Origin of the sequence: Spiroplasma endosymbiont of Dasysyrphus albostriatus (assembly GCF_964019495.1) — a bacterium.
Taxonomy (GTDB): domain Bacteria; phylum Bacillota_I; class Bacilli_A; order Mycoplasmatales; family VBWQ01; genus Spiroplasma_E.
This window is the reverse complement of sequence record NZ_OZ026447.1, coordinates 816,480-839,594: the sequence shown is the minus strand read 5'-3', so window position 1 is coordinate 839,594 and position 23,115 is coordinate 816,480. Positions and strand designations below refer to the sequence as shown.

Here is a 23,115-nt window from a genome sequence, read left to right as displayed (position 1 = left end):
ATCTAAACTCATTTATTTTAAAATAAAAACTATATTAAGTTTATAATAATTATAAATTAATAATTTTTAATTTTAATTTTTAAACTTACTTTGTATATCCTTTTTTAGTTATTTACTTAATTTATATAAAAAGATATTAAAAATGAGAGTATTATCTCTCATTTATCTTTTTAATAAAAATTAATATTTCAAAATTATATGATTAACAGTAAAACTAAATAAATATAATCTGTTAAATTCTAACTAAAGGTTACACCTTGCAAGTTAATATTCCATACTCGATCACGGAAACATTTAACTGTATCAATGCTTCAATTAATGCTTACATAAACATTTTCTTCATCATGTCAAATATGAATATAACCATGTAATTCAAGAAAGGCTCCTCAAAATCCACCATCATAATAATAACTAAGTTCAAATATATTTTTGTTTCTATCATTATTAATATCATTAGTACTAATACTTAATTGCGAACCTTTTAATTTTTGATCAGTATAAGTATTACAATAAAGACTAAAATACGAATTATCACCAAAACTTAATTTACTAAACTTATTAGAAAAACTATCTCAATCTGGTGCATAATTTGTTCAATTAGATAATAGAGTAATATCGGGGCTGGTTCAAGTACTTTTTAATGAACCAACACTATTAGTTTCACTATAATTATAATTTAGTTGATCATTATTAATAATACTACTATCAATAGTAAAATCAGCAACTATCTTCCCTTTATAAATAGTTTCATCACCACTAATAGTTACTTGTTGATTAGTAATATCATCTTCACTAAATTTAATTGCATCTAACTTTACATTTGGATTACTTTTACTAATCGCAGTTTTAATTTCTTCAATATTTGGTTTTGATAATCCATTAGTTTTGATTGTTCCTAAATTTAAATTTTTAAAAACATCACTTAAAAGTTCTGTTTTATCACAATCATAAGTAACAACAATACTATCATTGCTATAAAATTTACCATCACCATTAATACCTGCACTATTATCAGTAATTTTATCAACTATAATTTTGCTTACATCAAGATTATAGTTAGCGGTTTTAAGTGCTGAAATTAATTGTCCTTTACTTGGTTTGTTTTGTCCAGGAATATTAAAAGTTGGTAATTTATTATTTAAAACACTATTCAAATCAATAAGTAAATTATCAATTACTACATTAGGACCAGTATATACATATTGATTAATAGATTTAATAGTAACACTATTATTTTCCAATGTTACTTGAATAGCATTCATATTTAAGTTTGAATATTGTTTTTTCAATGCACTATTAACATCTTCTAAAGTTATTACTTTTCCTATAATAGCAATTTTACCTAATCCCTTATTAATAACGTCTTTAAGAGCAATTCTAATATCAAGATTTAAATTTAGTATTACTTTACCAGTATATTTTTTTTGATTTGTACTAGTAATAGTGGCACTATTAGTAGCAGTAATTTCTATTGCAATAAAAGAAGTATCTAACTTTTCTTGGTAAGTATCACGTAATGCTCTCATTACATCATTATTTGATGGTATATCATGACCGTTGGTCTTAACCGTTAAATCTTTTTTATTAATAATAGTGCTTAAATCAACACTATCATTAGTACTAAATGTAACTGTTACCTTACCAGTATAAAGAGGAATAACATCATCACCCGTAATACCTGTAATAGTTGCTTCTTTATTAGAAATAACGTCAATTTTAAGGCGATCCATTTCTAAATTAGAATATTTTTCTTGAATACGACTGTAAACAGCTTCCACAGTAGGTTTTTGACCACTAGTACTAAAATTACCAATGGATGCTCCATCAACAATTATTGTTCTAATATCAATAGTTTGGATTTGATAAGTAATTTTAATTTTATCTTGATTATAAAAAATACCATCACCAATAACAAAAGCATAATTAGTGGTTTTATTAATAATTTTAATATTATCAGTATGAAGTTCATGATTTAAAATAAATAGTTGTGATTTTAATTCATAATCTGTAGGTATTGTTCCTCGATGTTCCTCTGGTACAATTTTTAAATCTGTTTGTGTTAAATCTTTTTTTAAATCTTTTTTGAATATAGTTAGATTATTACATGCCGTTGTACTAGCAGTGACTGCACTTGATAATAATAATGCACCCATAAATGATAATGGTTTTTTCATATATATACCTCATTTAAATATTGTAAAAAATTAATAATTATTTTAAAGTGATTATATCATAATTTAAAAAAAATTAAATCCTAGAATTTTATATGATTTTATTAAAAAATAACGTGTTATATATTTTACATTTTTAATGTATGTACTTTTAATGAAGGAGTTGAAACCGAAATATTTTGTACATCTTTATTAATTTTTTTAATAACAAAATTTGATATTTTATTATCATTTTCTAAGTTTTTCTTTACAAAAAATTGTTTTTTATAACATTCAAAATACTGTTCTTTTCAATATTTAACTATTTCTTTTTCTTTTTTATAAAGTTTAATAGAAAATTTATATCAGAATTTATTGATTGATAATTCTAACTCAAGATTATTAACTAAGAATTCATTATTTATATTTTTACTTAATAAAAAATTTTGATGTTCTAAAAGTTGAATTTTTATTTCTTGAAAATTATAATTTTGTTCTAAAATTGAATCTTTTATCATATCTATATCTTCGTCACAATAGTTATTTCTATTAAATATGATTTCATTTAAAATTTCATTATTACGTTTATATAATTTTTTTATATTTAATATTTTTTCATTTATCTCTTTTAAATGTTCTTCTTTCATTTTTTTTCCTTTCAAAAAAATTAATTTATTTTAATTTTTAAAATAAACTATAAATAATAATAATAAATGATTATCTAAAAAACATAAAAAATGCTTTTAACACTATTAAAGTTTTTATTATTACTTTTTTTTGAAATTTGACTTATTTTGAAATAATATAAAAGATTCTAAAGTTGACAAATTTTTTTTATTTTCTATAATGTATATAACTAAATATTAGTTTTTAATCTATTTACTTTCATAAAAAGTAAATGAGTTTTTTATTTTGAAAGGAAAATTAAATATGCCAAAAAAATCAAATTTTGAAAAAAAGATTGAAAAGAAAAAGAAAAATTTGATGAAGAACAAATAATCCACTCAAGTATTTTTCATACAATAACAATTTTAGAAGTTTTAAATGATAATCCTATAATATTTTTTAAAAAATTAAATCATATTATTAAAGAACTATATATAGAAACTATTTTATTAAAAATGCCAAATACATATGGTTCAAATGCTAACTCAGAGTTTTATTATATAAATCAAAAAGCACAATATGATTACTTTTCAATTACTGTAAATATTGAACAAAAAGCGTTAAAATTATTTTTTTGTTCAAAAAGTTTATACCTACAAGGATTTACTTTTGAAACAACTTATTATTATTTTGAAGATAGCACATTAATAAATCCTAATATAAAAAATATTTTTTGCCAATCTTTACCTTTTGTAGGAAGTTATGTAGCAAGTAATGGACTCCAGGCACATAATAATTATTCTTGACAAACAATACATAATGATTTTTTATTGTTAACAAATTCTAACTTAAATGAAAATCAAATTAAATGCTCATTAATAGGAGTAATTCTAGCTACATCAGAAAGTATTCGTTTCAGAAGTGTTAAATATTTTATTCTTCAAAGTCAAAGACCTATAAATCCAATAATACAAAGTTGAGTTTTTTTTCAAAAAATTATAAGAAATTGAGATCGCGGAACACATAATGCTATTAATTATCTTTTAAATAATAAAGGTAACTTAAATAAATATTTTCACCAAGAATTAAGTAATAATGGATTAAGAATAATGGTTTTTAACACAAGCATGTATCATGCAATTAACAATTATCAAAATCCACCATTAATAACTCCAAATCAAAAATGAAAAATAAAAAAATTACAAGATTGAATAGATATCGGTATTAAAATCTGTGAAAAACAAAAATACGCTATTGCTAAAGAAATAAATAAATTTCAAAACTTAAATAATCTTATTGAAATACTGAAAAATTTTAAAAATGATATTATTACAAATAAAAAATTACAAGACGAAATAAAAACAGCAAAAGATTTTGCTGATAATATTATTGAAATAAATAAGGTTTTTGATATAAAGACAAACCCAGAAAATATAAAAAGTTGTTATATTTAAAAAATAAATTATTCTTTTATTTTAACTCTTTTGACTCAATTTCATCAATGTTGTTACTTCTTCTTCTGTCAAATAACGATATTCACCCATTGCTAAACCTTTTAAAGTAATATTAGCAACTTGTAAACGCTTTAAAGTAATTACTCTACTTCCTACTGCTTTAATCATACGTTTAACTTGTTGATTTTGTCCTTCATGAATAGTGAGATGTAGTAAAGTATTTTCTTTTTTTATATTTTTATAAATTATTTTAACAATAGCAGGAGAAGTTGTAAATGAAGTTGATAAAATAATACCGTCTTGTAGTTTTTTAATAGCATTTGATGACAAAATACCACTTGCCAATACTTCATATACCTTATCTATTTTATAACGAGGATGAATAATAGCATTAGTAAATTCACCATCATTAGTCATTAACAACAAACCTGAAGTATCAAAATCTAAACGACCGACTGGGTAAATTCTACTATTAATATTAGTAAAATAATTCATTACCGTTGGTCGATTTTTAGGATCACTTACTGTTGTTAAACAATTGGGTGGTTTATAAAATACTAAATAAATATGATTGGATTGTTGAATAATTTGATTATTAACCTTAATAATATCACTACTTGTAACTTTAAAACCTAACGTTGTAATAATTTGCCCATTAACTGTTACTTGCCCATTAATAATTAGTAATTCTGCTTTTCGTCGTGAACATACTCCAGAATTAGCAATAACTTTTTGCAAGCGTTCTAAATCATTATTCATTAGTAAAGTTGTAGATTTCTTGTTCATCATTTTGGTTATTAAATTGGGGCAAAGTTGGTAATTGAGTTAAAGATTCGATATTAAAATGATCCATAAATTCATCAGTTAAATCATATAAAATTGGTTTTCCTGGTAATTCACTACGACCAATCTCGGTAATTAAATTTAAACTTTTTAGTTTAAAAATAATAGAATCACAATTTACACCACGAATATCTTCAATTTGTGGTTTAGTAACTGGATGATTATAAGCAATAATAGCAAGTGTTTCTAAAGCTGCTTGTGATAAACGTATTAAAGGTTGTTGTTTTAATACTTGATAACGATTATAATGAATAGGTTTTGTTGTTAATTTATAAATATTACCAACTTTAATTAAACTTAAACCACTGGTATCATCATCATTTAATTTCATTTGTAAAGATACAATTAAATTTTCAACAGTTTTTGGTTTTTTTGTTAATTCTAAATATTCAGCAAGTGTTAATAAATCAAGGCCTTCATTCCCAGCAATAAATAATAAACCTTGTAAAACTGCTAATCTTTCGTTTGTTTTTCAATTGCTATTATTCATTTTTCTCACCTCGATAAATTACTGTAATTTCAGTAAAAGTATTAGTTTGTATAATATGTAACATTTGATGATTTGCAAGATCTAAAATTGCAATAAAAGTAATAATAAAATAATGTAAAGTTAATGTTTTAGTAAAAAATAATTGTTCTAAAGTAAAGTGTTGCTTGGGATTTTTTTTCAGTAACTGTTTAATTTCTTTAGCGCGATCTTCAGCTGAAATTAAGTTTAATGCTAAATTAACTGGTAATTTATTTTCATTTTGTAATCTATTAAATAAATTTAACATTGCTTGTGTTAGTTTATTAACATTATTTTTTACCAAAATTGGTGTAATTTCATCAACTAAATATGTTTTTAAATCACTAGGTGCTTTTGTTAATAATTGGGTTCTATATACAGCCTGTTCTTTAAAATAATTACTTATTTCTTTAAATTTTTTATATTCTAATAAACGAGCAATTAATTTTTGACGATTAACTTCATTTTCATAAGCACTATCTACTACTAGTTCTTGTTTTGGTAATAATTGTTTTGATTGCAATTCTAATAAATAAGCAGCAATCGGTAAATATTCACTTACTAAATCAATGTTTTTAATTAATTCTTCATTAATAAAATGAACATATTGGTTAGTAACATCATTTAGATTTAAATCTAAAATATCAATATTTTTTTCTTTAATTAAATGCAAAAGCAAATCCATTGGTCCTTGAAAAGATTCAATTGTAATTACTGGTTGTAACATTATTCTCGTTCCCTCAATATCATTTTATACTTATTAATATTAATTATAACTTAATTTAATAGTACTTGATTAATCTTTAATAAATAAAAAAACTTATTTTTAATTTTTTAATGATTAAAATAAGTTTTAAAAGTTATTATATATTTAAATATTATTATTTAACTTCACGTAACGTAATATGAATATTTTCGGCAGATATTTCAAATTCTGAAGCTGTCTTTATATCTGGAAAGCCTTTACTTAGATCATATTCTAATTTAAAGTTTAAATTAAAATAACCATTTTTTTCATTAGGATTAAGATTAAATCCACTTTCAGCGTTAGTAATAGTTATTACACTATCATTTCATTTAGAAGCAAGAATACTATAAATTTTATTAATTTTAGCAAAATAACCATTTGTTATAACTTGTTCTTTTATTTTTCCATCTTTGTCATAATCTGAATACTTATCTGAAGCTTTTGGTAATTCCTTTACTGTATCAACTGTTCAGTCAGAAAATATTTTTGAAATTTGTGTTGTTGCATCAACAAAAGTTTGGTTAATCTTAATAGCAGTAGTACTTTCAATATCACCAGTATTAAAAGTAGATTTACCATCATTACCAACTAAGAAATCAATAGTAATATTACTAACATTACCATTAAATACAATTGATTTATCATCATTATTGGTCACCGTTGGATCTGTCATTTTAAATAAAGTTGATTTAGGAACATTTGAAAAATCACCTGAAAATTCAAAACTTAAACTTAAACCAGAATATTGAACTTTATCTTTAATGGCAACATTTAAATTTTGTTTAATATATGATAACTGAGTTCTAGCAATTTCTTCTTTATCTTTTTTTTCTGCTCCTTTAATTTCTCCGGTTATTGGTAAATTTTCAACATTAATATTTAGATTATCTTTAGTAATTTCTTCTTTAATAAAGTCTCTAATTGCATCAGCTTTTTTTTGATCACTAGTATGACTTGTATCATTATTAATTGTAATTTTAATATTTTTAGTAACTGATCGTAAATTTAAATAAGAGATTTCTGCTTTTACTCATAAATGACCATTGACTAATTCACTACCAGTTGGTAAAACAAACTTAGGTTTGTCTTTTTCATCATTATCATTATCTTTTTTTGGAACATAGTCCATAATTTTGACATGTGCATCAGGGTGATATCAATTTGTTGGATGTTCATTGGTACTTTCTTTAAGTTTACTAGAGAAAAAGTTACCAATAGCTGTTTGCACAGAAGTATCTAATTCGCTAAAAATTTTACCTTTCATTTCTCCTATATTGGTATCATCTGATAAATTAAGATCAGCCTTAATTTGCACACTACTATCAGTAACAAAAGAGGCAGCAAAATTAAGAATATCCCTTGGAGTCATTTGATTATTTTCACTACCACAAGCAACAACTGTTACAACTGGTGTTGTTGCTAAAGCAAGTGTGCCCAGTAATTTTAATAAAGATTTCACAAAAACGCTCCTTATCATTTCATTTAATTAATATTTTTAAAATACTGTAACATTATAAACAATTTTAAACTAAATTACATTATTATTTCTAAAATTATTGGTTTAATATCGTATTTTTTATTAGTAATCTGAAATGTAGAAATTGCCAAATCTAAAAATTGTTGATGAAAATGTTGATCTTTATTAGTATGGAGTTCCATAATTACACTATTTTTTTCAACTTTTTGACCATGAATTTGTTTTAAATAAATTCCTGCCACTGGATCAATGATATCAGTTTTAGTAGTTCTTCCTGCTCCTAATATTACTGATAATTCACCTAAAGCATAATTATTAGTAACATCTAAATAGCCCGATAATTGTGCCTTAACTTTAATAATATATTTAGCTGGTGGTAATTTATCAATATTATCAAGATATTTAGTATCTCCACCTTGACTTTTAACAAAATCATAAAAAATTTGTAGTGGTTTTTCACTAGTAAACATAGCATTAGCTTTATCAATACCCTCTTTTAAGGTTTTTACGTTTTTAGCTCCCAATAAGGCTAAAGCTACTAAATTACTAACAAGAATTTTCAAATCTTCTGGTCCTTTATTTTTTAAGCTTAAAATAACTTCTTGTAATTCTAGTGCATTACCAATTGTTTGTCCTAAAGGCTTATTCATATCACTAATAATAGCATAAATTTTTTTATTAAAAGCTTTACCAATATGTACCATTAATTTTGCTAACTTTCTTGCAGTTACTATATCCTGAACAAAGGCACCTTTTCCACATTTAATGTCTAGTAAAATTAAATCAGCACCCATCGCTATTTTTTTAGACATAACACTAGCAGCAATTAATGGTAATGAATCAACTGTTCCTGAAACATCACGTAATGCATATAATTTTTTATCAGCAGGCACTAAATTACTAGTTTGACTAATAATACTCATACCAACTTTATTAACAACTTTAATAAAATCTGATATTGCCAAATCACATTTAAAATTTGGAATTATTTCCAATTTATCAATAGTACCACCAGTAATACCCAATCCTCTTCCAGAAATTTTTGCAACCTTTAATCCACAAGCAGCAGCTAATGGACCAAATACTAAACTAGTTTTATCACCAACACCACCAGTTGAATGTTTATCAATACTAAAACCAATAATTTGTGATAAATCCATGGTTTCACCACTATTAATAACGGCTTTTGTATATTCTACTAATTCATCATTAGTCATTCCCTGAAAATAAACAGCCATTGCTCAAGCACTAATTTGATAGTCTGGTATTGTTTCATTAACAATACCTTCTGTTAAAAATTTTAGTTCTTCTTTATTTAAACTTTGTCCTAATTTCTTTTTAGAGATTAAATCAATCATATACATTTTAATAAAACACCTTACTTTCTTTTTATTAAATAACAATTGCAATTGCAATTGCATTAGTTTCATTATGTGATAAAGATAAAAGTAATTGATAATTCTTAATGATAGTTATTGGTTGATTATATTGATTATAACTAATATCAATATTTTTAAATGTTAACTTTTCTTGTGGTAATGCCTTAAAAATTGCTTCTTTTAATGCTCATCTTCCTGCCAAAAATTCCTGTTGACGTTGTAAAGAATATTGATTAAAAAGTATAATTTCTTTCTTACTTAAAATTCTTTTAGCAAATTCTTCAATATTTTCTATTCGATTTACTTCAATAATATCTATACCTACACTACGCATTGTTAACTCCTTATATAAAATAAAAGGTTAAAACCCTAAAATCCTTGTTTTTATTATATAATTAATATGAAAGAAAGTGTGATATTAATTTCAATAAATCAAATAAATTTTGAAAAGATGGTGGTATATTAATGACATTTTACTTAAATCAAAAACAAAAATCATTAATTAAAGAACACTACCAAAACTATAAAGTTGATAATAAAAATAGTAGTTATGAATTATTTCAATATCATAATATAACAATTGAAATTTATCAAGAAAAAGTTATTTTTAAAGGTACTAAAGAGGATATTATTGCAGAATATCGTAGAATTTGAAATCAACTTGATGAAAATCAATCACCAGTCATTGGCAATGCTGAATTTGGTATTAATAATTTTTTTGGTCCACTTGTTATTATTAGTTCTTATATTGGTTCGGGTAATTTAGAAAAATTACGTTTACTTAACATTCGCGATTATAAAGACTTATCACAAAGTAAATTTATTGAATTAGCACAAGATATTATGAAAACAATTATTTTTGAGTCAGTAATCATTAACAATCGTAAATATAATCAATGAATTGATGCGGGTTATAGCCCCAATATTATTAAAACCTGAGGAGAAAATCAAGCATTAGTTCGTATGTTACAACATAGAATTCAATATGATACTATAGTTATTGATCAATATATTAATGAAGATACATATTACAAATACATTGAAAATATGAAAGATAATCGTAATAAAATTATTAAAGATAAAGTTCAATTTGTTACTAATGCAGAAAGTAAGTATTTAGCTATCGCTTGTAGTACTATTATTAGTCGTTATTTATTTTTAGAAGAAATTAAAAAAATAAAAAGTATTGACACTAATACAATTCCATTAGGTACTGGAAAAGAAGTTAATATATTTTTAGAAAAAATTAAAAATGAAAAAACAATTGAATTTAATAAATTTCTTGAACGTCATAGCAAAAAATCATTTACTGAATTTTTTAAATAAATAATTAAAACTTAATTTTTATTAACTATATATAAAAAATATTTTTTATTTAAAAACTATCAAATAAATGATATAATCCAAATCAGATATATGTTTAAATATATTTTTAAGTCCTATTTTGTTTATAAAAACAAAATAGGACTTTTATACTTAAAGGAGAAAATAAAATGCCAAAAGAAGAAAAAAAAGCTTTATTAGAAAAAAATAAACATACTAATTATGGAATTACCCAGCAACAATCTTCTATAAATAATAGTAATTCAAGTAGTACTGAAAGTCTTAATAGTTCAAGTACAATCATCGAAATAGAAGATAGTGAAGAAAATAATTGAATAACTTGTAATAGTCGTTATGGAGGAACAACACAAAAAAAACTCGATGATAATGGAAATTGAAAATATGAAACCCAAATTAGAAATAACTTTGATAGTTTAACTTTTTTTAATGAAAGCACTATTACCATTAATAACAATCAATACTGACAAAAACTAACATTTGTTGAAAAAAATGGAATAGTGATTTTAGAATTATTAAAAATAAACTTTAATAGAAATACAATAGAAATATATAAAAAAGAATACAATGATTTTGATGAATATATTGATGATAATTTAGATTTAAAAACTTTTCAAAAAAAAGAAAGAAAATTATCACTTGAAGATCAATTCTTAGAAGGTATTACTATAAAAACTATTAATAATCTTAATAAATTTATAACAAATACCAACTCACTTAATGAACAATTAAAATTATTTAAAGAAAATTCTAATAATAGAGATTTAAATGTTTTATTAAAACTATATAAATATTTAACAATAATACAAAATTTTATTGATCAAACAAAACCAGGAATAATAAGAAATATTGCATATAAATTTTTAGGATTATTAGAAATTTATATTGGACTTACTGGTAAAAATTTACAAAGAGTAGTTTCTAATTTTCCCATTGATGGTAAAGAACATACATCCCAAGATTATATTGATGCTATATTTTGAAATTGACAAAATTATGTTATGGTATTACTTGATACTGCACTTGGCACATTTTTCACTTCAGCAGCTTCAAGTTGATCACGAGATGTTTTTTTTAATAAAAAAAACAAAACAAATCCCATTGAAATCAATCAATTTAATACCAGTGACTTTGAAAAATATAAAGAAATATTTGAAACACTTTTATTTGAAGAAGACCATCAAAAATTAATGAAATATTTTTCAAATATTTCCATACTTAATGATTTAATACAGAAATTTAATCAAATTGAAAATTGTGTAGAAACAGAATTTGAATTTCATCCAAATTTTAAAAAAGAAATTGAACGAATTAAAAAACTAATTATTAATTCACAAAATGAAAATAATAATGCTAATAATGATAGTGAAATTAAACAAGTAATATCTTTAGCAAATAAAACAATTAAAACTATGGAACAACAAAATAATAAACCAATAGCATTAGTAACTAATTGAGGACGTAATCTTTTAGTTAATTTAACTTTAGAAACACTAACATGGGCAGGTAGTCATATTATTCTAACTGGTTCATCAGAAAATACTTCTAAAGAAGATTTTAATTTACATGATTGAATCACGAAAGACATTTTTACTACAGGTGCTTTAGCAGCAAATATAAGTCGTTATTTTGTTATGAGACCAATTAATAATATTTTTAAATCGGGTTTAACAAACTTAGGAATTCCAACTAATCTTTGTCCTGAAAAACTTTCAAAATGAGTTGAAAAACAAACTCGATATAAAAAAATATTAATGGCAATCCCTTTATTTTTATCAGTCACTTGTACTGTTAATGCTGTTAAAACAGAAGCTGCATTAGTTACTGAATATGGATTTCAAAAAGCCACAAAATTATTTTATGAAAAATTTGTTAGATGAACAACATTAGGATTTTCAATTGGTGTAACAGCAATTGATATGATTGCTTTTGCTATTTCTGATTTTTATAAAGATGTATTTAATCAACCAATAACTATAAAAAAAATAACAGAAATATTAACTAGTTGTTGTGGATTTACTAAAAAAGAAGCAGTTTTTCTTGAAAAACATTTAGAAAAATTAGAAAACAATGGGAAATTCACAACTTTTGATGAATTGTTTAAAAAATATCAGGAAGAAGAATTTGAAGATTCTGGTATTGAAGAAGTTTTATCACAACAAATAGAATCAGAAAAATCATCAAATGAAAAAGAAACTGATGACGAAACATCAATAGAAGAATTTCCTATTGACAATCCATATGAATTTGCAAATGATATAAATAACCAACCATCAACAAGTACAGGAATATACCATCCAATGCCATTCAATTAAAAGCACTATTTAAATTTAATTTTTAGTCACTCTTTTAAAAAGAGTGACTTTTTTAATATTTTATATTTATTTTTTTTCTAAAAAATGTACACTTATTTTGGGTATTTTAGATGTATAAGAATAAATATACCAAAAAAGTAGTGAGAAAGGGATTTTTATGGATGAAAAAAATAAAAGAGAAAAAGAAATAGCAAGAATAAAAGAAAAAATTGCAGCTAATAAATTAAAAAAAGAATCCGAAAAAGCTGAAAAAGAAAGACAACAACAAGAAATCGAAAATAAGAAAAAAAATGAAAATAAAAAAACTTTATAAAATTAATATTTAAAGAAAAAATCACTTAATTATTAAGTGATTTTTTTATAAAAATGAATAATTTTAATATTTTGGTTTTCTTTTTCATTTTGAATTATTATCAACATTACGTTTAAAATCATTTCTATTATTATGAGATGAAAAATTTAATTTAGTTGGTACTTTAACAACATTTTTAGGTAAATCTCAACCTGTAGTATCTAGTAAAGTAATTTCATGATTTTGATAATATTGAATTTCTTGAATTTCATTATATTGAACTCTATTACTTACTAAAGTAATAGCAGTTCCTTGTGCTCCAGCACGAGCTGTTCTACCAATACGATGAGTATAGTATTCATATTCACGTGGAATATCATAATTAAAAACATAATCAATGCCATTAATGTCAATTCCTCTAGCAACAACATCAGTAGCAATTAATACTCTAACCTTACCATTTTTAAATTGTCTCATTGCTTCCATACGTTCTCTTTGACTTTTATCGCCGTTAATAACAGCACATTTAATATTATTTTGTTCTAATAATTGTGCAATTTTGTTAGTAAAAGCTTTTGTATTTGAAAAAACAATACTTAATTGTGGTTGTAATTTTTGATATAAAGTAACTAATGCAGTTTCTTTTGTTATATTACGACAATCAAAATAATATTGTTTAATATTTGCTTGTTGTAATTTTTGACTTTCATCTTCAACAGTAATACTAACTGGATTATTTTGATAATCATCAGCAATTTTTAAAACTGGTTTTGACATTGTTGCTGAAAAAAGGACAGTTTGAATATTTTGTGGTGAATTCTCAAATAAGAAATCAATATCTTTTTTAAATCCCATTTTTAACATTTCATCTGCTTCATCTAAAACTAATGTTTTAATTGAATTTAATCTTAAACTACCACGATTAATATGATCAGTAATTCTTCCTGGTGTTCCAACAACTATATTACTAGTTCTTAAATCATATAATTGATTTCTAATATTAACACCACCACATAATAAAGCAACATTAACACCATTTAAAAAATAAGCATATTTTTTTACTTGTTTAGCAACTTGGATTGCCAATTCTCTAGTTGGACAAACAATAATGGCTTGATTACGATATAATTTTATATCTAAATTATGTAATATAGGTAAGACAAAAGCAGCAGTTTTTCCGGTTCCGGTATGACTTTTTCCAATAATATCTTTTTTTTGTAAAGAAACTGGAATTGTCTTCTTTTGAATTGGTGTTGGGGCAGTATAACCTCATTTAGCAATAGCAGCAGTTAATTCTTGTTTTAAATTTAGTTCTGTAAAACTCATATATTTCTCCTTAAAAATAAATTTTGAATAAATTTAGAAAAAATGATAATTATAACCTGAAAAATAACCTCTAAAAGAGGATTATTTTAAAAAAGGATTAGTTTTATTTATTATTTATATATAATATACTTACTTACATTTTAAAGTATTAATTCATCTAATTTTTCTAAAATTAAAAGTTGTCAAATAATTTCATGATATTATTTATTTCTTTGACATCATTAACAACTTTTTGATATTTTTTTATCAATCATATCTTAAAAGAAAATTGCGAATTAATCAACAACTTAAATATAATACACTATTTTTAATTAAATGTAAAGATAAATTTTTAGAAATGAAAATATAAAAATAATAATTAAAATACTATACAAATTTTTAATTTTAATCAATTTAAAAATTTAAATTATATTAGAAATTTTTTATCATAACAAAAAAATTTGAAAAATAATATAAATTATCAAACATTAGTATCTGCTTTTTTAATAATTCAATTATCAAATAAAATATGATTATTTTTATGATTCTTAATCATTCCAGTTAAAAAACTAGTGTTTGCATAACGAATAGTTAAATAATTATAACCATGCATACCACCCGCATTTCTTTTAACTTTAAATGTATTATCATCTAATTTTTCCACACTAGTTCTATCACTTAAAGTAGGATTTTTTGCTCCTTTTCAAAGACCATTTAAAGTAACTGAAATATTACCTTTAATAAGATCTTCGGTTGTAGCTTTAGAATTTATTTTTGAACTAATATAGTCACTAATATCACTCATTTTTTTATTATTTTGAACAAAGTCATCAAAATCTCCAAGATTCATATATATTGTTAAATTATTATCAGTAGTTATATCAATACGCCCTTCAGCAAATGCACTTTTTGTATAAAATATTTTACCTAATGCTGTTGCTGTTTGCTCTGCTCATTCACCTTGCGTTTGATTAGGACTAATATTAATAAAATCTAAAGTCATTGGTGTTAATCTTAATCCTGAAATGCTTCAATCACTAATAGTGATTTTTCCAAAAGCATTAATTTTCTTTTTATTTTCTTCAGGCACTCCTTGTTTTCCAACAAGTCACTTAGTAATCTCATCTGAAAAAGCTGTTGCTGTTGGTGATAAATAATTTTTCAAAGAATCAATTGCTTCATCAATTGTAGGTTTAGTAAGCGCTTCATACATATGATCACCACTAGCATAAACATCATTTTTTTGAAGCACTTCTGATTGAGCATTAATATCAACTTTAGTAATATTAACTTTATTGTTATTAAGTTTTTCAGTAATTAATTTTTTTGCTTTTTGTAATAAACTTTCACTATCAGTAGTGGCGTTTTCCATTTCTATCATAAAATTTTTTAATACTTTTGTTACATTACTAGTTGAAGCTTCAATTAAATCTTTTAAATTAGCACCAGTATTAGCGTAATTAAAATCAAAAATATTAGATACTTCAATTTCTGTCTTTTTGTTACTTTCATCTTTATAAGATAATTTTAATTTTAAATCTGCAGTAAGTTTATATCACATTGTTATGTTATACGTTGCTGGATCATAATTTTCAATACCAAAATCAGCATTTTCCTTAGTTCAATTGAATTGTTTATTTGTCATTGTTGTTTCATTAAAATCAATTTTTAAAATTTCACTAGTAGTTATATTATTAAATAATGGTTTTAAATCAGATGGTTGTAATAAATAATCCTCAATAATAAGATTTGTAATATCTTTTTGAAGCCTAGTTAAAAATATATCTTTTATTTTACTATCAACTAGAGTGTCACTATCTTTAGATAAACTATTTAAATTATTAGTAATATCTTTTCCAGATTCACCAAATTCATCTTCAAAAGTTAAATTCTTATATTCACTAATTAAATTTGCAAGTCCTAAACTAATTTGCTCTTTAGCTTTTTTTAATAATTCTTGTACATCAGCATTTTCCGATACTTCATCATCAGTATCAGAACTATTACCATTTCCACATGCCACTACATTTACTGCTAATGGTGCTGTTAATCCAAAAATTGCTAATAATTTTAATATTCTCTTCACTCTAGTACCCTCCTAAAATTTCTTTTAATATCTTTTATTAAAGTTTTAGTATATTCTATAATATTTATAATTAAAATGTTGTGAATATATTAATTTTAATATTTATGTAAACTAATAATTTGATTATTTTTCTACTTATAATATATTATAAGTATTAATAATATATTATAAGAAACTAAACTATTCATATTCTATATATAAATTAATTTATTATAATTTTTGTAATATTTAAATTTTTAAAAAGAAAAAATAAACTACTCAAATTGAGTAGTTTTAAAATATTTTAGTTAATTAAAATATTGGATAAATAGGCATTATTACTAAAACAATATACTTTAATTTAAAATGATAGAAAAAATTTTGATGTGAAAAAATGAATCAATTCCAAAATTTGCATAATTTGATAAAAATCATCTAAAATAAATATAATCCTTATCGCGTCAAATATTTAAAGAAACATTTATACTATTTCCACGACCAGCACTATCAATTGTGTTTATTTTTATATTATACATACTATTACTGTTTCCTGTCCCCATATTTTGCAAATTTTTTTGTATTAATGGGTGTTTCTAAGTTTTAAATACTATTTGTGTCGTTTGCTAATCTAACAGAAAAATTATTAAGAGATTTATTAAAATGAAATGTTTTATATTTTTCTGTAAAATTATCTCAGGAATTAGAAAAAGTACTTCATTTTAGTAATTTATATGTATTAGAACTATCTGTAAAATTAGAATGTAATCCGTTATAGGAATCCTTAAATTCGTAATCAATGGAATAGTTAGAAATATTATTCATAATTTTCCATCCTTTCAATTAAAAAATAAACAAACACCTAACAATAGGTATTTTTGTGATTAAAAAAGTAAAATCCTAAAATAATTAAATAAAATTAATAAATATTTTCAACATATCTTTTAAATTTGATTAATTTTATTCCTTAGAACTCATACTTCTTAGAACCTGTTTAGAACATTAATCGGTAATGTTTAGTTTTTATAATGTTGGTGGTTGATTTCTGCTTGTTGAATTTGGATTTTGTAAATCCATAGCATTTACTTGAAAAGAGTTAAATGGTTCTCTTTGTTGTCTTACTGCTTTTTGTTTTATCTCATCTATTACTACTTTTACAGCACCAACACCAACACCAAGAAGAGTGGCACCAGCAATAACCTCACCTGGACTAGGTGAGATAACCACACAACCAATACCAGCAACAAACCCAACACCACCACCGATAGTACCACCAACAATAGCACCATTTTTCGCATATTTTTTAATTATTTGTTTTTTTGATTTTTCTTGTTTAATTCCACTTCGCATATTTTTTCTCACTTTCTACTTTAAAATATAAAACCTATTTACTTTAAAATGAAAGTAAATAGGTTAAACACTAATATTTAGGTAATATAATACTAACATAAATATTAGTGTTTAGAATCTTTTTTCAATAATTTTTCATTTTCATTAAATTATATTTTATAAACAAAAAAAATAATTGATTATAATTGATAATATGTAAAGGAGAAAAAAATAATGGACAGATTACTAGAAACCACAATGAAAACTATAGAAAAAACTAAAACCAAAAAGACAAGTTGATTTAAGTTATTTAGATTAATTATAATTAAAATTAGTTACAGTTTTATTACAGCATTTTTATTTTTATTTTCAATAGTAATTTCGGTATTGATCATTAGTGTTTTGTTTTTTTTAAATTTATCAATAGAAGATTTTATTATTGATTTACAATACTATATTATGATTTTTTATAGTATATTTCTATTTATTTTTATTTTATTAAATGCTATAAAAATTTTTGGTACTCAATTTGAAGATAGTTCTTTCCTATTATTACTTACTAAACCTTATACAAGAAATGTTATTATTTTAACTCAATACGCTGCTTTATTTTTTATGAGTTTAACTTTTATTTTCATAAATATTATTGCTTTATTAATCTTTGGCGGGATTTGCGGAATTATTATAAAAGTTTCTTATTTAACTTTTTACGTATTAACAATCCTAAAATTTTTTGGCTTTTGCTCTTTATTTGCTGCTTTAGTTACTGTTGGTGTAGTAACAATGTTAGCTTTTACTCCATCACAAACAGTTTTTTTAATTTTTGTTATTTTCTGTAGTCTATTTTTATTAGGTGGTTTGCCTTACTCATTAACCAAAATAAATAGTGACATTATTAAAATTAATTTTGAAAATAATATCCAATATACTGTTAGTGAAATCAAAGAAGCAATTTTATTTAAACAAAATTTAGAAAAAGGATTAATTAAATATCCAAATTTAACAAAAGCTATTTTTGATTTTTATTCTAATCTTAGTGATCAAGAATTAAAGGATATTAAAGAAAATAATGTTATTAATAAGCGTATTGATTTTTATCAAAAATTAGGATTTATTAAAACAAATCCTACTGTTAAAACTCTTAGTAGTAAAACAACCTCTTGAAAACCACCTGAATTTCAAAATAAAAATATATTTATGAAAATTACTTTTAATAGTTATTTTAAAAACTTAGATGAATTAAAAAACAATGTTGATAATAATCAAATTACAGAAGACTTAATTAATATAATTAATGATTATGATAAAAAATATAATATTGATTCATTTATGGATCTGCAAAGCGGTAAAGCACCTTCACTATTAACATACGATACTGATATTAATAATACTTATATACAAATTACAGGTCCAATATTAGAACAACCCGTTCCACTATCACCCAAGGAAATTAAAAATATTTTTATTGATACATATGCATATAAATTTGATTTTCGTAATGAATTTAATAAAATTTTTTATAATCCTGTTTATTTTTTAGTTAGAACAACCGAAGAATATATTTATAATCAAATTCATATTTATCGTCAGATTACTAATAATTCTGTTACTAATGATAAAAATTATAAAAATTACATTAGTATTGCAAATAGTTATCAATTTATCAATGCAATAAATTTTATTGAACATTGAAATCAAATTTGGACTTATTTTATGGACTACTATGGTGATTTTTGATTTGAACCTTATGCAACATCTAGTATCGATTTTGATACACAAAAAAATACTTTATTTAGTTATCCTGATTTTAAACTAACATTAAATAATAAAAAAATAAAAACCGATAACATTGATTATTTTCAAAATAATAAATCAGTTCTTGAAATATATTGTGGATTTTCTATCTTTTTATTCTTACTTTCTTATTTAATGTATAATCGAAAAATTGTTAGTTAGGAGAAAACTTATTATGGGAACTACAGAAGACATTATGATTAGTGTCAGAAACTATAACAAAAAATTTAAAAAGTTTAATATTAGTAATATAAATTTTACTGTATTTAAAGGAACTATTCATGCTTTGGTTGGTCAATCTGGTAGCGGAAAATCCGTTTTATTAAAGTCTATCATTGGTGCAATGCCCAGTAACAGATACAGTGGTACAATTAAGGTTAATGATTACAAAGCAGGAAGTGCAAAATCAAAATTAAGCTTAGGTTATTCCTTAAATTTAGAAAACTTTCCACAAGGTTTAACAGCTTATAATTTTCTAAAATATTTAGGACAAACAACTACTATTACCGATAGTGCTTTAGAAGTTAATTTACAAAAATTATTAAATAATTTTAATTTATGAGAACATCGTAATAAGGGTTTAAATTCTTTCTCTTCAGGAATGAAAAATAGAATTATGCTAATTCAAGCCTTAGCACATGATCCAGAACTAGTAATTCTTGATGAACCGGGTGCAAACTTAGATTCAGAGTCACGAAAATATTTTACAAATGTATTAAAAAGATTAAAAGCAGAAGGTAAAACTATTTTCTTAACAACTCATATGATTAACGAGGTTAAAGATATTATTGATGATTGTACTATTATTGATTTGGGAAAAATGCTTTATAGTGGACCAATAGCAAAATTTGATGTTGGCAAAATTTTTATTTTAACTACCAACAATTTACCATTAACAGCCACTATATTAACAAAATATCAATATCAATTTAAATATCTTAAAGATTTAAATGAAATCTTAATTCGCTTAGATGCACAAGAAAAAATTGATAATCTTAGTTCAATTTTAAATAAATATAAAATTGGTATTCAAAATCTTTATGAAAAAGAAATAGATTTATCACATTTAAAAAATTTTTTATAAAATAAAAAAACAAAAATTTAACTATAAAATTTCTAATCTTTTTAATTTCTCATAGTATAATTATTTATAAACTTAATATAAGTTTAATTATTTTAAATAAATACCTTTACATTTTAATAAGGAGAAAAAATGCGAAAAGTTAATGAATGAATAAATAAACATCAACATGAATTTAAGAAAACACTTGAAGAAAGAAATCAAATAAAAATAAATTGAGAACAAGAACACAAAATAATTAATAATTTAAGAGAAGAAATAAACAACAAATATAAAAAAACTAATTTAATAAAAAAATAAGTTACTCTATAGAGTAACTTATTTTTTTTGTTAACTATTACATTTTGCTAATTTTGCTTGATGTTCTAAATTAAAAGAAAATTCACTATTCAATTCTACTTGTAAATTAGGATTTGTTTTTAAACGAAGTTTATATTTTTTAGAGTAATAAGCAAAGTATCAAGTTATTGCAAAAATCACATTACTTAAAATAAATACTAACTCAATAACCATAGCAACTATTGCACTTGAATCAGTTGCTGTAACTGCATCATAAATAATAGAATAATAATGTCAAACGAACATTAAACCTAAAGTTACCAAAATAAATGGAAAAGTAATTTTTTCATATCAATTCAGTTTTAATTTTTTATCTAATGCTAATTTTAATACTGTAATTAAAACCATGATATAAATAAACATTGTAATTACAGAAAAAGCTGATGATAAATTAGCAACATTAAAAGCTGATGAATATTGTTGATCAGGATGTGAAACTAACCAAATTCCTTTAATCAAATCAGGAATAACTAATCATAAAATTAACATAACAGATGTTACTATTAAATTAATAACTGCTGCTTTAACAGGAATGCCATCTTTATTTAAATTAAATAACTTATTAGAAATATATCCTTCTTTAGAAAGTGGTTGTAATGTGGTACCACCATATAAAGCATTTTGCATTGCGATATTAATTTTTAAAGCTAACCCACTAATAATCATTATAATTGGACCACCATAGATAATTATTTTGCTTGTAAAAGGACTTCACGCACCCATATTCATATTTTGCACAAAGACGCTATATCCTAAAAAGAAAATTAATGAAATAACAACATAGAAAACTGTCATAATTATCATAATTAAAGTAATACCTTTACCAATATTTTTTTCAGGGTTATTAACGTTTTTACCTGCTGTTGAAAAAATTTCAAAACCAGCAAAGAAAAAGAAACATGAAGTAAAAGTATTCATAAATCCAGCAAAAGAAAATGTACTCTCAGTAGTTCAGTAATTTCAATTTGATGAACCATTAGTTATTGCTAAACTAATTCCAGCAATAACTAAAAATCCGGCTGTTAATCACTTAATAATTGATGTTGTATGTGCCATTTTTTTATATATTTTAATCCCAGCAAAAATAACAGAAGCTGAAATCATATAAATAAAAATTCCAATGAAATCTAAATATAAATCAGAAAATGGTCCTCAATTAGCACTATATCATTGTGGTTGACCATTACTAATAAATTCTGGAGAAAAAGTTCCTCTAATTAACATCATTACTTGAATTGTCACAACAAATGGTAAACAAGCATATTGCATAAAACCTACTAATCAACCTCAGAATCTACCAAAAGTTGTCCTAACATAGATATATGCACCACCATTATTATCAGAATTATGAATTCTAGATAATTTTGCAAAAGCTCATGCACAATTACCCGCCACAAAACCAATTAATAAATACACTCATATTGCATTAATTCCAATTGAGTTAGGTTTTCCAATATTAGATAATATTGCAAAATTACCAATAAAACCAATTCCTACTGCATAATTAAAACCTAATCAAACAAATTCTTTTAACGATAATCGTTTATGAGATTCATCACTCTTCATTATTTTTTCCTCCTTAATATTTTTAAGATTAATTGTAACATTTAAAAAGAAAAATAACAAAATATTTTTCATTAAATATTTTGTTATTAATTAAATTAATGATATATAGCTAACGAAAGTAATGTTTACTCATAAATAATGTAAAATAATAATATGTAATTTAAACAATTCTTGCACTTACAAGTATAATTCAGCAATAATTAAAATAGATTAGGAAGATTAAATTATGCCAAAACCATACAGTGAGGACTTACGAAGAAAAGTAATAGAAGTTTATGAAAGTAAAAACATGAAAATTAAAGAAATTTGTAAAGTGTTCAATATCACTAGAAAGACTTTATTTTTATGAAGAAAAAGAAAGCAAAAAACCGGAAATATAAAACCAATTTTGAATTATCAAAAAGGACATAGCCACAAAATAAAGGATTTAGATGAATTAAAAAATTATTTAGCAGAAAATAAAGATGTTAGAACCTGTTTAGAATCTTTTAGAAAATAATGTAAAATTACTATATATTTTAAAATA

At 23.1% G+C, this 23,115-nt stretch carries 20 protein-coding genes; 8 read left to right on the top strand and 12 right to left on the bottom strand.

The annotated features are described in order from the left end of the window. Nucleotides 1–239: 239 nt before the first annotated feature. Both AACL11_RS05105 and AACL11_RS05100 read right to left on the bottom strand, forming a co-directional pair. Nucleotides 240–2,174 carry a hypothetical protein gene (locus AACL11_RS05105; protein WP_338988427.1) on the bottom strand — a complete coding sequence of 645 codons (1,935 nt, stop codon included), beginning with the start codon at nt 2,172–2,174 and terminating at the stop codon, nt 240–242. A gap of 125 nt (nt 2,175–2,299) precedes the next feature. Then, a complete protein-coding gene (locus tag AACL11_RS05100) occupies nt 2,300–2,797 on the bottom strand; it encodes a hypothetical protein (protein ID WP_338988426.1) in 498 nt (165 codons plus the stop codon). 474 nt (nt 2,798–3,271) lie between these two features. Between AACL11_RS05100 and AACL11_RS05095 the strand changes: the two genes are divergently transcribed. Then, entirely contained in the window at nt 3,272–4,210 is a 939-nt protein-coding gene (locus AACL11_RS05095) for a ribosome-inactivating family protein (RefSeq protein ID WP_338988425.1), read from the top strand. A gap of 21 nt (nt 4,211–4,231) precedes the next feature. Here the strand turns inward: AACL11_RS05095 and AACL11_RS05090 are convergent, their stop codons facing one another. The 6 genes from AACL11_RS05090 to acpS form a co-directional block, all read right to left on the bottom strand. Further along, entirely contained in the window at nt 4,232–4,969 is a 738-nt protein-coding gene (locus tag AACL11_RS05090) for a pseudouridine synthase (protein WP_252319681.1), read from the bottom strand. Then, nucleotides 4,962–5,543, bottom strand: a complete 582-nt coding sequence (scpB, locus tag AACL11_RS05085) for an SMC-Scp complex subunit ScpB (protein WP_252319679.1) — start codon at nt 5,541–5,543, stop codon at nt 4,962–4,964. The genes AACL11_RS05090 and scpB overlap by 8 nt, the downstream gene beginning before the upstream one ends. Beyond that, nucleotides 5,536–6,288 carry a segregation/condensation protein A gene (locus AACL11_RS05080; RefSeq protein ID WP_252319677.1) on the bottom strand — a complete coding sequence of 251 codons (753 nt, stop codon included), beginning with the start codon at nt 6,286–6,288 and terminating at the stop codon, nt 5,536–5,538. Before AACL11_RS05080 ends, scpB begins: the two co-directional genes overlap by 8 nt. Nucleotides 6,289–6,442: 154 nt before the next feature. Further along, nucleotides 6,443–7,768 (bottom strand): hypothetical protein, encoded by a 1,326-nt coding sequence (locus AACL11_RS05075; RefSeq protein ID WP_338988422.1) that lies wholly within the window; start codon nt 7,766–7,768, stop codon nt 6,443–6,445. A gap of 74 nt (nt 7,769–7,842) precedes the next feature. Continuing rightward, nucleotides 7,843–9,144: a thymidine phosphorylase gene (locus AACL11_RS05070; protein ID WP_338988420.1), complete on the bottom strand. Its 1,302-nt coding sequence runs from the start codon at nt 9,142–9,144 to the stop codon at nt 7,843–7,845. A 34-nt stretch (nt 9,145–9,178) separates the two neighbouring features. Next, a complete protein-coding gene (gene acpS / locus AACL11_RS05065) occupies nt 9,179–9,499 on the bottom strand; it encodes a holo-ACP synthase (RefSeq protein ID WP_174479919.1) in 321 nt (106 codons plus the stop codon). Nucleotides 9,500–9,630: 131 nt separating this feature from the next. Between acpS and AACL11_RS05060 the strand changes: the two genes are divergently transcribed. The 3 genes from AACL11_RS05060 (at nt 9,631) to AACL11_RS05050 (ending at nt 13,134) form a co-directional block, all read left to right on the top strand. After that, nucleotides 9,631–10,491, top strand: coding sequence for a ribonuclease HIII (locus AACL11_RS05060; RefSeq protein WP_338988418.1), 861 nt, complete (start codon nt 9,631–9,633; stop codon nt 10,489–10,491). Between the two features lie 167 nt (nt 10,492–10,658). Continuing rightward, nucleotides 10,659–12,821 (top strand): hypothetical protein, encoded by a 2,163-nt coding sequence (locus AACL11_RS05055; RefSeq protein WP_338988415.1) that lies wholly within the window; start codon nt 10,659–10,661, stop codon nt 12,819–12,821. Nucleotides 12,822–12,978: 157 nt separating this feature from the next. Then, on the top strand, nt 12,979–13,134 hold the full coding sequence (locus AACL11_RS05050; protein ID WP_174479916.1) for a hypothetical protein: 156 nt from the start codon (nt 12,979–12,981) through the stop codon (nt 13,132–13,134). Between the two features lie 63 nt (nt 13,135–13,197). On the opposite strand, the gene AACL11_RS05045 is transcribed toward AACL11_RS05050, so the two are convergent. The 3 genes from AACL11_RS05045 to AACL11_RS05035 form a co-directional block, all read right to left on the bottom strand. Then, nucleotides 13,198–14,439, bottom strand: a complete 1,242-nt coding sequence (locus AACL11_RS05045) for a DEAD/DEAH box helicase (RefSeq protein ID WP_338988411.1) — start codon at nt 14,437–14,439, stop codon at nt 13,198–13,200. 457 nt (nt 14,440–14,896) lie between these two features. Then, a complete protein-coding gene (locus AACL11_RS05040) occupies nt 14,897–16,504 on the bottom strand; it encodes a hypothetical protein (RefSeq protein WP_338988409.1) in 1,608 nt (535 codons plus the stop codon). A gap of 999 nt (nt 16,505–17,503) precedes the next feature. Next, a complete protein-coding gene (locus tag AACL11_RS05035; protein ID WP_338988408.1) occupies nt 17,504–17,830 on the bottom strand; it encodes a hypothetical protein in 327 nt (108 codons plus the stop codon). A gap of 213 nt (nt 17,831–18,043) precedes the next feature. Here AACL11_RS05035 and AACL11_RS05030 point away from each other — a divergent pair, with 213 nt between their 5' ends. The 3 genes from AACL11_RS05030 (at nt 18,044) to AACL11_RS05020 (ending at nt 20,984) form a co-directional block, all read left to right on the top strand. Next, nucleotides 18,044–19,765: a hypothetical protein gene (locus tag AACL11_RS05030; RefSeq protein WP_338988406.1), complete on the top strand. Its 1,722-nt coding sequence runs from the start codon at nt 18,044–18,046 to the stop codon at nt 19,763–19,765. A 13-nt stretch (nt 19,766–19,778) separates the two neighbouring features. Then, a complete protein-coding gene (locus AACL11_RS05025; RefSeq protein ID WP_338988403.1) occupies nt 19,779–20,687 on the top strand; it encodes an ABC transporter ATP-binding protein in 909 nt (302 codons plus the stop codon). A 129-nt stretch (nt 20,688–20,816) separates the two neighbouring features. Then, nucleotides 20,817–20,984, top strand: a complete 168-nt coding sequence (locus tag AACL11_RS05020) for a hypothetical protein (RefSeq protein WP_338959267.1) — start codon at nt 20,817–20,819, stop codon at nt 20,982–20,984. 30 nt (nt 20,985–21,014) lie between these two features. Here AACL11_RS05020 and AACL11_RS05015 read toward each other — a convergent pair whose 3' ends face one another. Further along, complete coding sequence (locus AACL11_RS05015; RefSeq protein ID WP_338988402.1) at nt 21,015–22,589, bottom strand: APC family permease; 1,575 nt, start codon at nt 22,587–22,589, stop codon at nt 21,015–21,017. Between the two features lie 226 nt (nt 22,590–22,815). On the opposite strand from AACL11_RS05015, the gene AACL11_RS05010 reads away from it, so the two are divergent. Beyond that, on the top strand, nt 22,816–23,088 hold the full coding sequence (locus tag AACL11_RS05010) for an IS630 transposase-related protein (RefSeq protein WP_338988400.1): 273 nt from the start codon (nt 22,816–22,818) through the stop codon (nt 23,086–23,088). Nucleotides 23,089–23,115: the final 27 nt, after the last annotated feature.